Source organism: Acidovorax sp. 59 (assembly GCF_002754175.1).
Classification (GTDB): domain Bacteria; phylum Pseudomonadota; class Gammaproteobacteria; order Burkholderiales; family Burkholderiaceae_C; genus Acidovorax; species Acidovorax delafieldii.
In genome coordinates this window covers 2,794,068-2,806,196 of sequence record NZ_PEET01000001.1, presented here as the reverse complement: position 1 = coordinate 2,806,196, position 12,129 = coordinate 2,794,068, and the positions used below count along the sequence as shown (strand labels likewise).

General features: G+C 65.2%; 10 protein-coding genes. 8 read left to right on the top strand and 2 right to left on the bottom strand.

Translation table 11 applies throughout. The annotated features are described in order from the left end of the window. Positions 1-73: 73 nt before the first annotated feature. Entirely contained in the window at positions 74-991 is a 918-nt protein-coding gene (locus CLU87_RS12700; RefSeq protein ID WP_099730664.1) for a DMT family transporter, read from the bottom strand. A 118-nt stretch (positions 992-1,109) separates the two neighbouring features. Between CLU87_RS12700 and CLU87_RS12695 the strand changes: the two genes are divergently transcribed. The 6 genes from CLU87_RS12695 (at position 1,110) to CLU87_RS12670 (ending at position 8,294) form a co-directional block, all read left to right on the top strand. After that, on the top strand, positions 1,110-2,027 hold the full coding sequence (locus CLU87_RS12695) for a LysR family transcriptional regulator (RefSeq protein WP_099730663.1): 918 nt from the start codon (positions 1,110-1,112) through the stop codon (positions 2,025-2,027). A gap of 379 nt (positions 2,028-2,406) precedes the next feature. After that, positions 2,407-3,075, top strand: a complete 669-nt coding sequence (locus CLU87_RS12690) for a GntR family transcriptional regulator (RefSeq protein ID WP_056064427.1) — start codon at positions 2,407-2,409, stop codon at positions 3,073-3,075. Then, positions 3,072-4,571, top strand: a complete 1,500-nt coding sequence (locus CLU87_RS12685; RefSeq protein WP_099730662.1) for a malonyl-CoA decarboxylase — start codon at positions 3,072-3,074, stop codon at positions 4,569-4,571. Before CLU87_RS12690 ends, CLU87_RS12685 begins: the two co-directional genes overlap by 4 nt. Before the next feature lie 67 nt (positions 4,572-4,638). Then, positions 4,639-5,628 (top strand): tripartite tricarboxylate transporter substrate binding protein, encoded by a 990-nt coding sequence (locus tag CLU87_RS12680; protein ID WP_056064424.1) that lies wholly within the window; start codon positions 4,639-4,641, stop codon positions 5,626-5,628. Between the two features lie 226 nt (positions 5,629-5,854). After that, on the top strand, positions 5,855-6,658 hold the full coding sequence (locus CLU87_RS12675) for an enoyl-CoA hydratase/isomerase family protein (RefSeq protein ID WP_099730661.1): 804 nt from the start codon (positions 5,855-5,857) through the stop codon (positions 6,656-6,658). Positions 6,659-6,740: 82 nt separating this feature from the next. Further along, positions 6,741-8,294, top strand: coding sequence for a malonyl-CoA synthase (locus tag CLU87_RS12670; RefSeq protein ID WP_099730660.1), 1,554 nt, complete (start codon positions 6,741-6,743; stop codon positions 8,292-8,294). 53 nt (positions 8,295-8,347) lie between these two features. On the opposite strand, the gene CLU87_RS12665 is transcribed toward CLU87_RS12670, so the two are convergent. Further along, positions 8,348-9,307 carry a LysR substrate-binding domain-containing protein gene (locus CLU87_RS12665; RefSeq protein WP_099730659.1) on the bottom strand — a complete coding sequence of 320 codons (960 nt, stop codon included), beginning with the start codon at positions 9,305-9,307 and terminating at the stop codon, positions 8,348-8,350. 226 nt (positions 9,308-9,533) lie between these two features. Between CLU87_RS12665 and CLU87_RS12660 the strand changes: the two genes are divergently transcribed. Both CLU87_RS12660 and CLU87_RS12655 read left to right on the top strand, forming a co-directional pair. After that, a complete protein-coding gene (locus tag CLU87_RS12660; protein WP_099730658.1) occupies positions 9,534-10,766 on the top strand; it encodes an amidohydrolase family protein in 1,233 nt (410 codons plus the stop codon). 50 nt (positions 10,767-10,816) lie between these two features. Further along, positions 10,817-12,037, top strand: coding sequence for an ABC transporter substrate-binding protein (locus CLU87_RS12655; protein WP_099730657.1), 1,221 nt, complete (start codon positions 10,817-10,819; stop codon positions 12,035-12,037). Positions 12,038-12,129 lie beyond the last annotated feature (92 nt).

Here is a 12,129-nt window from a genome sequence, read left to right as displayed (position 1 = left end):
TAGCGCCGGTGTTTAATTTCCAAGCAGCTATCAAATTGGTAGTGATTGGATGGAGTGGCGGGAAAGCAGGCGATCAACGCTGTGCATCACCCCGCCGCGCCATCGTCCACAGGGCGGCCCCCACGATGAGTGCACCGCCCACCCAGCCCGTGACGCTGAGCTGCTCTCCCAGCCAGAACACCGCAAACAGCGCGCCAAAGGCGGGCTCGCTGCTGGTCAGTAAGCCCACCCGCGTGGGCGAGCTGTGGCGCAGTGCCCAGTTCTGGGCCACAAAGGCAAACACCGTGCAGCCCGCCACTAGGTAGACGCAGGCCCACCAGAAAGCGCTGGCTTGGGTGAGCGACGGCAGCGGGGGCAGTTTGCCCGGCAAAGCCAGCGCCAGCAGCAGGCAGCCCACCCCGATCACGCCCGACTGCACCGCTGTGAGGGCCAGCACGGGTGCGTTGCGGCGACGGGTGAGCCGCGTGGTCTGGCACACGGTGATGGCACGCAGCACGGCGGCCGCCAGCATCAGGGCGTCGCCCCAACCCCACTGGCCGGTGTACCCCCCGCTGAGCAGGGCTGCGCCGAGCAGCGAGACGGCGGCAAAACCAAACATCGCACGTTCGGGCCGCTGGCGCAGCAGCCACCACTCGGCAAACGGTGTGAACACCACGCACAGACTGATCAAAAACGCTGCATTGCTGGCCTGCGTGAGCGCCAGGCCAAAGGTCTCGCACAGAAAAATGCCCAGCATCAGCCCACCCAGCGGCAGACCGGCCACCAGCGCATCGCGCCGCTCGGGCGCAGTGGCGCGCAGCAGGGCCGGGAGCAGCACCACAAAGGTCAGGAGGAAGCGCACGGCCAAAAAACCCAGCACCGGGTAGAACACCAGGGCCCCCTTGGCCACGCCATAGCTGGTGCCCCACACCACGGCGACCAGCAGCAAGGCCAGGTCAGAAAGGCGCGGGGCCAGCGGGGAAGGGGCGGACAGGGGCAGGGTGTGTGACATGGGACGCAGATTGGGGGGGAGGCTGTGGGGCGCCGCGCGTGGCGGCGATGGGCTGGGGAAATTATCAATTTGCGTCCATGCATTGATAATCGCTGCCAAAGAACTGCACTTGTTCCCCATGCGCATCAATCAACCCCTGGACAGCCTCCCCGACATGGCGGTGTTTGCGCGTGTGGTGGATGCGGGCAGCTTCTCGGCCGCCGCGCGGCAGCTGGGCATCACCCCGTCGGCGGTCAGCCGCCAGGTGGCCCGGCTGGAAGGGGCGCTGCGCGTGCGCCTGCTGGAGCGCACCACCCGCAAGCTGCGGCTGACCGATGCGGGCACGGCGGTCTACAGCCGCTGCCAGGACATGGTGTCTGCCGCGCGCGAGGTGTGGGCGCTGAGCGACACCCACTCTGCCGCGCCATCGGGGATGGTGCGCATGAGCATGGCCAAGGCGGTGGGGCGCCAACTCGTTCACCCCCTGGTGCTGCCGTTTTTGCAGAAATACCCCGAGGTCGATGTGCAACTGCTCATCACCGACCGCACGGTGGACCTGTTCGAGGAACCCATCGACCTGGCCCTGCGCGTGACCGACACGCCACCCCCGGGCCTGGCCGGGCGGCCGCTGGCCACGTTGCGCCACCTGGCCTGCGCTAGCCCGCATTACCTGGCTGAGCGGGGCCACCCCCAGCACCCGCGCGACCTGGAGCGCCACGCCTGCATCACCCTGGGCGAGGACGAGCGCGACCGGCACTGGCGCTTCGAGCGCGCAGGCGAATCCGCCACGGTGGCCGTGCGCGGGCGCTATGTGGCCAACCACAGTGAGGTGCGACTGGAGGCCGCGCTGAGCCACCTGGGCATTGCCAGCCTGCCGGGCTTTACCGCGCGCGCTGCGTTGGCGCGGGGTGACCTGGTGACCGTGTTGCCCGATTGGGAGCACAAGACCTCGTACGCGGGCACGGCCTGGGTGCTGTACCCGTCCCACCGGTTTCTGCCCGCCAAGCTGCGGGTGTGGATCGACCACCTGGTGGAAGGTTTTGCGGGCGTGGAGTGAAACGGGGGAGGGGCGCGAGGGCAGGGCGACCGTCGTGCGGTGGGCGCAGCGGATGTTGCGCCCTCGGCAGCTCATCTGGCCCGGCGCTGATCACCCAACGACGGTGCCTTGGGTCCAGCAGCAAAGTTCGCCACCCTTGCTGCTATGTGGCACGCAGCGTTGCGCAACCACCGCAGTCGCCGTCTTTTGTGTAACCAAAGTCTGCAAATCAGGGTTTACACCTTGTCATTTTGCGTAATTATGAGAAATTACACACATGGCGAGGCAATCGCCTCTGTTGTCAGCTGTTAATGGTGTGTTGCAGGCATTCGGCCTGCGCCGTGCTTCAGCCGCTGACAGCCGATGCCTCGCGGGTTGGTGCCCTGGAGCCTTGTTTTACATGCGTCCTGTCCCGAATTCACTGCACGACGAAGTCGCCTCCCGGCTGCGGGAGCAGATTTTTGCGGGCGCCTTGCCGCCCGGCAGCTTTCTGGACGAGGCGGCCTTGTGCGAGCGGCTGGAGATCTCGCGCACCCCGCTGCGCGAAGCGCTCAAGGTGCTGGTGGCCGAGGGGCTGCTGCGCCATGAGCCGCGCCGGGGTTGTTTTGTGGCCGAGGTCACCGAGAGCGATCTGGACAACATCTTTCCCGTCATCGCGTTGCTGGAGGGGCGTGCCGCACACGAGGCCACGCGCAAGGCCGTGGCGGCCGACATTGCCGCGCTGGAGCTGCTGCACGAGCGACTGCAACAGTGCGCGGCCGACGGGCGCATGACCGACTACTACGAAGCCAACTACGCCATCCACGAGGCCTTCATCACGCTGGCGGACAACCGCTGGCTGGCCCAGGTGATTGGCGACCTGCGCAAGATCCTGCGGCTGGCACGCCACAAGACGCTGCATGCCCCCGGGCGCATGCAGCAAAGCCTGGCAGAGCATCTGGCCGTGTTTGCCGCGCTCAAGGCGCGCGACTGCGACGCGGCCGAGGAGGCCATGCGCACCCATCTGTTGCGCCAGCGCGATGCGCTGCGCGATGTAGCCCGCAACCAGCAATCGAGGTTGACCCCATGATCAACAGCACTCCCGAATGGATCACCCGCAGCGTGTCTCGCCTGCGCACTGCCGCGCCTGCCGCCGACAAGGCGGGGGACAAGACCGCCGACAAGTCTGCCAAGGCCTCACTCGACAAAACCGTGACCGATGTAGTCGCCAAGGTCGCGGTGCCGCGTTCTACCAATGAGCGCCTGCAGGCCACCCTGCGGCGCGGCCAGGAGGCGTTGTCGCCCCGCGCATTGCGCCGTCTGCTGGCCGACCTGCAGGAGGTGGTGGCGCCCCAGGTGAGCGAGATCGAAGGTGGCCGCCGCGCCCAGGCCGTGGCCGACTGGTATGCGAAGGCCGAGCCCGAGGAAAGGCGCGACATGTGGCTGCTGATGTGCGAGCAGTTCGCACCGGATGCCACGCGCTTCAAGTCCGCCCGCCAGCGTTACGAAGCGGCGGCGGGCACGGCCGAAGAAGGGCAGGCTGAGATCAGCCTGCGCCGTGCGCTGGTATCGCCCCGCACGCGGCTGCTGCAGCGGTTTTCGGCGTTCCCCGAGGGCATGCGTTTTCTGGTGGACATGCGCGCAGAAATCCTGCCGCTGCTCAAGGCCGACAAGCGCCTGCTGCCGCTCGATGCCGAGCTGGAGCATTTGTTTTCGACCTGGTTCGACGTGGCCTTTCTGGAGCTGCGCCGGCTGTCGTGGGACTCGCCCGCCTCGCTGCTCGAAAAGCTCATCAAGTACGAGGCCGTGCACGACATCCGCAGCTGGGCCGACCTGAAGAACCGGCTGGACAGCGACCGCCGCTGCTATGGCTTCTTCCACCCGCGCCTGCCCAACGAGCCGCTGATCTTTGTGGAGGTGGCGCTGGTGGACAAGATTTCGTCCAGCATCACGCCGCTGCTGGACGAGGCCGCTGCGCCCGTGGACATCACACGGGCCACCACGGCCATCTTCTATTCCATCAGCAACACGCAAACAGGCCTGCGCGGCGTGAGCTTTGGCGACTCGCTCATCAAGCATGTGGTGGAAACGCTCACGGCCGAGTTCCCGCGCCTGCGCACCTTTGCCACGCTGTCGCCCATTCCGGGTTTCCGCGCTTGGCTGGGCAAACATGCAGGGGCCATACTGGACCGCCTGGACGACAAGCGCCGCAGCGAACTGGGCCGCGCGGTGGGCTTCGAGCCTCCGCAGGCCACGCATTTGCTCGGGGCGGTGGACAAGGCGCTGGAGCTGGACGCCAAATCCCCCGTGCGCCAGATGCTGCTGGAATGCGCCGCGTACTATCTGGGCCGCGAGCTGCAAGAGGGCAAACCGGCAGACCCTGTGGCCCGCTTCCACCTGGGCAACGGCGCGCGGGTAGAGCGCCTGAACTGGGCGGGTGACCCATCCAGCAAGGGGCAGAAACAATCGTACGGGCTCATGGTGAACTACCTGTACGACTTGAAGCGCATCGACAAGCATCGCAGCTTGCTTGCGCAGGGCAAAGTGCCAGTGTCGGGGGACATCGACAGCCTTTGCCGCGACTGACGGGGCGGCCGGCAAGATGCCGGGTGGACCAGTGACCGCGTATTTTTACAACGACAGGAGACAAGGAATGACTGATTTGCGAATCCAACGCCGGGGTGTATTGCTCGGCGCGGCGGCTGCAGGCCTGGGCTTGGCCAGCAGCAACAGCTGGGCCCAAAGCACCTGGCCCAGCAAGCCCGTGACGGTGGTGGTGCCGTTCCCTGCCGGTGGCGGCACCGATGCGTTTGCCCGGCCGCTGGCTGCGCAGTTTTCCAAAAGCACAGGCAAGACGCTGGTGATCGACAACCGGGGTGGCGCCGGGGGCACGCTGGGTGCCAGCATTGCGTCCAAGGCGGCGCCCGATGGCTACACGCTGTTCATGGGCGCCGTGCACCACGCGATTGCCCCTGCGATGTACCCCAAGCTCGACTACGACATCGAGAAAGACTTCATTCCCCTGGCGCTGCTGGCCAACGTGCCCCAGGTGCTGGTGGTCAATCCCAAGACGCCGTCCACCAACTTCAAGCAGTTTCTGGACTACATCAAGCGCAACCCTGCCAAGCTCAACTACGGTTCGGCCGGAGCAGGCACCTCGCACCATCTGGCGGGTGAGCTGTTCAAGCAGCAGACGGGCACCTTCATCACCCACATCCCCTACCGGGGCGCGGGCCCCGCGCTGCAGGATCTCATTGGCGGCAACGTGGACATGATGTTCGACGGCCTGGGCTCGTCAGCCAATCACATCAAAAGCGGCCGTATCAAGGCGCTGATGGTGTCCGGCGCCAAGCGCAACCCCGCATTCCCCGACGTACCCTGCGCCTCCGAAGTGGGCCTGCCCGACTACACCGTGACCACCTGGTACGGCCTCTGGGCGCCCAAAGGCACACCGGCCGACGTGCAGGCCCGCATCGTGGACGAGATCAAGCGCCTGGGCACCGCCGATGAACTCAAGGCCGTCTGGGCCAGCAACGGCGCGGACTACGGCGGCATGACGCAGCAGCAGTTTGGCGCGTTTGTGAGCAGCGAGGTCAAGCGCTGGGCGGCGGTGGTGAAGGCGTCTGGCGCAAAGCTTGACTAACCCCCAAGACGGTGCAAACAAACCCGCCATGCCCGATCGCTCTGCAAAAGCGCACACCGTCGTTGTTGCAAATGCTCGCCATAGCCGGTGCTATGGCTGCGCTTTGCGCCATCCCCCGAGGGGGACGCCATCCGTGGCCTGCCAAAGCCAGTTCCACGGTGGCGCTGGCGATGGCATGGCGGGGTGAGAAGGTCGTCGGCGGTATGTGAAGGAAATGGATACCAGGATGTCGGGTGAAGTGTTGATGAATGCGGGTGAGGGCGGGGTGGTGCATGTCACCCTGCGCCACACCGGGCGGCTGAACGCCATGTCACGGCCCATGTGGCGGCAGTTGCGTGCGGTGTTTGAAGATGTGCAGCGCTCTGCCGATGCGCGCTGTGTGCTCATCGCGGGCGAGGGCGGGGCGTTCTGTGCGGGCGGAGACATTTCGGAGTACCCCGGCTTCCGTTTTGACGCGGCAGCGCTGCGCGACTTTCATGAAAACGACGTGTGGGGCGGGCTCAATGCCATGCTCGAGTGCGACGTGCCCATCGTGGCCCAGATCAGCGGCGCCTGTATGGGCGCCGGCGTGGAGATTGCCAGCTGCTGCGACATCCGGGTGGCGGGCAATGGCGCGCGTTTTGGCGCACCGATTGCCAAGCTGGGCTTTCCGATGGCCCCGCGCGAGGCGCAGCTGGTGGCAGGTGCAGTGGGCGACGTGACCGCACGCCGGATGCTGCTGGAGGCCGCCACCTTCAGCGCCCCCGACATGCTGACACGCGGCTTTCTGAGCCGGGTGGTGGCCGATGACATGGTGGCCACCGAAGCCCTGGGCAGTGCCCAGCGCATTGCCGCGCTGGCGCCCCAGGCCGCCCGCATGAACAAACAGACGTTTCGGGCGTTGAAAGCGCCTGTAGCGCTACAGAATCATGCTTTGTCTGCTATTGAAAACATAGTAAATGGCCCTGCCGACCCCTATGCCTACGCCGCCAGCGCCGAGCACCGCGAAGGGATCTCTGCCTTTCTGGACAAGCGTGCGCCGGTGTTCTGACCGGCGCCTCCGCCCCCGCTTTCTCCCATTCAGTCAGTCCCAACCTCTCAACCCAGCCACCCAGCCCATTGAAGTCTGAGCCATGAGCCAACACAACCTCTTCAGCGCCCTGCGCGCCGCTTTCCCGTCCGACCTGGACAGCACTGCCGTTGAGACCACGGCGGCAGACGGCACCCCGCTGTTCTACACCTGGCGCGACCTGGACCGTGCCAGCGCCCGCATCGCCAACCTGCTTGCATCGCTCAAGCTGCCCGAAGGCAGCCGCGTGGCCGTGCAGGTCGAAAAGTCGGTCGAAGCCATGGCGCTGTACCTGGCCACGCTGCGTGCGGGCTACGTCTTTTTGCCGCTCAACACCGCCTACCAAAGCGCCGAGATCGAATACTTCATCGGCAACGCCGAGCCGGCCGTGGTGGTGTGCTCGCCCGGCAATTTTGGCTGGGTCAGCAAGATTGCCTTCACCCTGGGCACGCAGCATGTCTTCACCCTGGGTGACGACCGTACCGGCAGCCTGCTGGAGCGTGCAGCGCACCACGGCGACGAGCACCAGGCCGTGTCCCGCAGCGCCGACGACCTGGCCGCCATCCTGTACACCAGCGGCACCACGGGCCGCAGCAAGGGCGCCATGCTCACGCACGGCAACATGCTCAGCAACGCTGTCATGCTCAAGGACTATTGGGGGTGGAAGAAGGGGGACGTGCTCATCCACGCGTTGCCCATCTTCCACGTGCATGGCCTGTTCGTGGCCATCCATGGCGCGCTCATCAACGGCAGCAAGATGATCTGGATGGCCAAGTTCGACCCCAAGGCAGTCATCGCCGCCATGCCCCGCGCCACCGTGTTCATGGGCGTCCCCACGCTGTATGTGCGCATGCTGGCCGAGGCTGGTTTGAACAAACAGGCCGTCAAGAACATGCGCCTGTTCATCGCAGGCTCTGCACCGCTGCTCATCGAAACCTTCAAGGAATGGCAGCAACGCACCGGCCACACCATCCTGGAGCGCTACGGCATGAGCGAAACCATCATGCTCACCAGCAACCCCTACAGCGCCGACCAGCGCTACAAGGGCCAGGACGAACGCCGTGGCGGCACCGTGGGCTTCCCTCTGCCGGGCGTGAGCCTGCGCGTGCAGGGCGACGACGGCAAAGACCTGCCCGTGGGCGAGATCGGTGGCATCCAGGTCAAGGGTCCCAACGTGTTCAAGGGCTACTGGCGCATGCCTGAAAAGACCGCCGAAGAGTTCACGAAAGACGGCTACTTCAAGACCGGCGACGTAGGCAAGGTCGATGAGCGCGGCTACGTGCACATCGTGGGCCGCAGCAAAGACCTCATCATCAGCGGCGGCTACAACGTCTACCCCGCAGAGATCGAGGGCTACATCAACGACATGCCCGGCGTGGCCGAAAGCGCCCTGGTGGGTGTGCCGCACCCCGATTTTGGCGAAGTGGGCGTGGCTGTGGTCATTGCCAAGCCCGGTGCCCGCCTGGACGCCGATGCCATCGTGGCCCAGCTCAAGTCGCAGTTGGCCAACTTCAAGATCCCCAAGAAGTGCTTCGTGGTGTCCGAGCTGCCGCGCAACACCATGGGCAAGGTGCAAAAGAACCTGCTGCGGGATCAGTACAAAGGGTTGTTCGCCTGAGGCAGGCCCGCGAGTGGAGGCCTTCGCACTGGCAAAAATAGTGTGAACAGGCCCTAGCCCGCTGAAGAGGCCTGGGGGTTGCAGAAAATGCAGGGCGTGGCGGCTGGCGCCGCGGAGCCCTCGGCATGGTTGCAGCAGTGTTCCAGCCACCCCGCCACCAGCCGGTACACCGACAGGTTGGTGCGTGCCGTGGGCGCGCACAGGTAGTAGCCGAGCGGGCTGTCAAAGCGGTCTTTCAGGGGCTCTACCAGAGTGCCTGCCTGCAATTCGTCTTCCACCAAGCAGGTGGGCACGATGCCCACGCCAAAGCCCGACACGGCGGCACGGATGATCAGCGAGTACAGGTTAAAGCCCGGCCCGAACCGGCTGGCGCTCGCGTCCAAGCCGTTGGCTTCCATCCAGTCCTGCCAGGCCAAAGGCACCTCAATGTGCTGCAGCAGCGTGGCGCGCATCAGGTCTTGCGGGGTGTTCAGGGGCAGGGCGGCCTGCAGTTGCGGGCTGCACACGATGCTGGTTTCCTTGCCAATCAGGTAGCGCGCATTGGCGCTGGGCCAGTTGCCGTAGCCGTACTGGATGGCAGCGTCGAACTCGTGCGGCGTCGCAAAGTCGTGCGCGTGCTGGTAACGCACAAAGTTCAGTGACACCTGCGGCAGCGTGCGCTTGAAGTGCCCCAGGCGCGGAAACAGCCACTGCGCCGCAAACGTGGGAGGCACCGACAGGTTGAGCGAGCCGCCATCGCCCCCGTACGACATGAGCTGTGCCGTGGCAGATTCCAGCGCGGCCATGGCCGGGCGGGTGGCGTTGAGGTAGGTGGCCCCCGCCTCGGTCAGCTCCAGCCCGGTGGCTTTGCGGATGAACAGCTTCTGGCCCAGGTAGTCCTCCAGCGCCGCGATGTGGCGGCTGATGGCGCTTTGCGTCACGCACAGCTCGCGCGCGGCCATGGTGAAGGCCTGGTGCTTGGCGGCGGAATGAAAGGCGTTCAGCTCAGAGATGGTGGGGCACAGGCGGCGCATAGTGGTGACCTAGGGGTATGAGTAGGACTCATGGGATGGTGAGATTTTAGGCGTTGCGGATAAGGGCAATTGGCCCGATAAATGCGTCCTGTGACAGCAACGTGTCAAGCGCCACACTCTGTAGATGCTGCAATGCACCAGATGGATGCTTGATGGTCTTCATGGCCCCCTGAAAAAGCAGGCTATGAGTAATTTTGAAGCCATCGCGCCCACTTTGACGAATCTCATGACCTCTTTGTTGATTGAAAACAGCCGTGTGCTGGATGTCCACGCGCTCACACTGCGCACCGGCCTGTCCGTTCTGGTGCAGGACGGCCGCATTGCAGCGGTAGGCACCGACCTACCGGTGCCGGAAGGGACCACCACGCTCGACGCCAAGGGCATGACCCTGATGCCCGGCCTGATCGACTGCCACGTGCACGTGGTGGCGTCTTCGTTCAACTTGGGTGCCGTGGCCAAGATGCCCAACGTGTTCACCATGATGCGCTCGCTGCCCATCATGAAGGGCATGCTGGAGCGGGGCTTTACCACCGTGCGTGATGCGGGCGGTGCCGACTGGTCGCTGGCCGAGGCGGTGCGCACGGGGCTGGTGCAGGGGCCGCGCATCTTCCCTGCGGGCAAGGCTCTGTCGCAAACCGGCGGGCATGCGGATTTCCGCCAGCGCAACGATGACCTGGATGTGTGTTCGTGCGCCTACAAGCTGGGCAACATCGGCCGCGTGGTCGATGGCGTGGATGCTTGCCGCCTGGCGGTGCGTGAAGAAATTCTGAAGGGCGCCACGCAGATCAAGGTGATGGCTTCGGGCGGCGTGGCATCGCCCAACGACCCGATTGGCAACCTGGGCTATTCCGAGGCCGAGCTGCACGCCATTGTGGAAGAGGCATCCAATGCCAACACCTATGTCATGGCCCACGCCTACACGCCCCGCGCCATCGCCCGCGCCGTGCGCTGCGGCGTGCGCACCATCGAGCACGGCAATCTGGTGGATGCGCCCACGGCAGAGTTCATGGCCGAGATGGGCGCTTTCATGGTGCCCACGCTCATCACCTACGAGGGCCTGGCCAACGAGGGCGAGCGGTATGGCCTGCCTGCGGTGTCGATTGCCAAGATCGACTCGGTACGTGGCCAGGGCAAGCAGGCCATCGAGATCCTGGCCAAGGCGGGCGTGAAGATGGGCCTGGGCAGCGACTTGCTGGCCGAGACGCATTACCTGCAGTCGGACGAGTTGCGCTTGCGCGCGGAGATTCTGGGCAATGGCCCGGTGCTGCAGCAGGCCACGCTGATTGGCGCGGAGATTCTGGGCCAGCAAGGCCAGCTGGGCGAAGTCACGGCCGGTGCCATTGCCGACATCTTGCTGGTCGATGGCAACCCGCTCACCGACATCACCTGCCTGCTGAACCAAGGCGAGCGCATTCGCGCCATCGCCAAGGACGGCGTGTGGGTCAAGAACACCCTTTGAGTCCCTTTCATCCCCTCACCCCCATCCCACCCCCCCTACCGGAGATCACCATGCAACGTAGAAATTTCGTCAAGCTCGGCGGCGCCGCTGCGGCTCTGCAGTTCCTTCCCTCCATCGGTTTCAGCCAGCAGGGTGAGGTGTTCCGCATTGGCTCGCTCACGCCCATCACCGGCGCAGGCAGCCCCTACGGCCCGGGCATGCAGCAGGCCATTCGCCTGGCAGTGGATGAGGTCAATGCCGCGGGCGGCGCGGGTGGACGCAAGCTTGAACTCTTCACCGAAGACGACCAGACCAAGCCCGACGCGGCCGTGCTGGCCGCCAAGAAGCTGATCGAGGTGAACAAGGTGCAGGCGGTGCTGGGCACCTGGGCCTCGGGCGTGACGCTGGCAGTGATGCCGCTGACCGACGCGGCAGGCATCATCCAGATGAACGTGTCGGGCGCGCCCGCCATTTCCACGCTGGACACCAAGGACCTGGTGTGGCGCTTTCAGGCCACCAACGACCGCTTTGGCGCGGCCTTTGCCGAGATTTGCACCAAGCGCGGCTTCAAGCGCCCGGCCACGATGGCGTTCAACAACGCATCCGGCCTGGGCAACGTGGAAGGCTTTACCAAGGCCTGGGAGAAACGCGGCGGCAAGGTGGCGGCACATGTCACCTACGAACCCAGCCGCCCCAGCTACCGCAGCGAGCTGCAGAAGATTCTGGCCGCCAAGCCCGACGTGATCGTGATGGGCTCGTACCTGCCCGACACCACCATCATCCTGCGCGAGTGGTTCCAGTCCGGTGCCGACACCAAGTGGATCATCCCCGGCTGGGCGGCCAACCCCGACCTGGTGAAGGCCCTGGGCGCAGAGGTGTGCGAGGGCATCATTTCGGTGGACACGGTGTCTAACGAAAAGAGCGCTTCGTATGCCCAGTTTGATGCCGCCTTCACCAAGGCCACGGGCAAGGCGGCCTCCACCAACATCTACGCCGCCATGGCGTACGACATGGTGATCTCGCTGGCGCTGGCCATGGAGGCTGCTGGTCCCAAGGCCACGGTAGAGCAGATCAACGCCAAGATGCGCGATGTCTCCAACGCCCCCGGCACGGCCGTGTTCACCTTTGCCGAAGGCAAGGCGCAACTGGCCAAAAAGGCCAAGGTGAACTACGAAGGCGCATCGAGCAAGCTGGACTTTGACAAGGCGGGCGATGTGACGCCGGACTTTGGCGTGTTCATCATCGAAAAGGGCCAGCTGGTGCGGCGCGACGTGGTGTCCATCACGATGTGATGGACCGCGCCCGGTGCGCCTGCCAGGTGCAGGCCCCGGGCATTTTTTTGCGGCGCACAGCGCAGATGTGCATGGGATGACGGAATGACGCA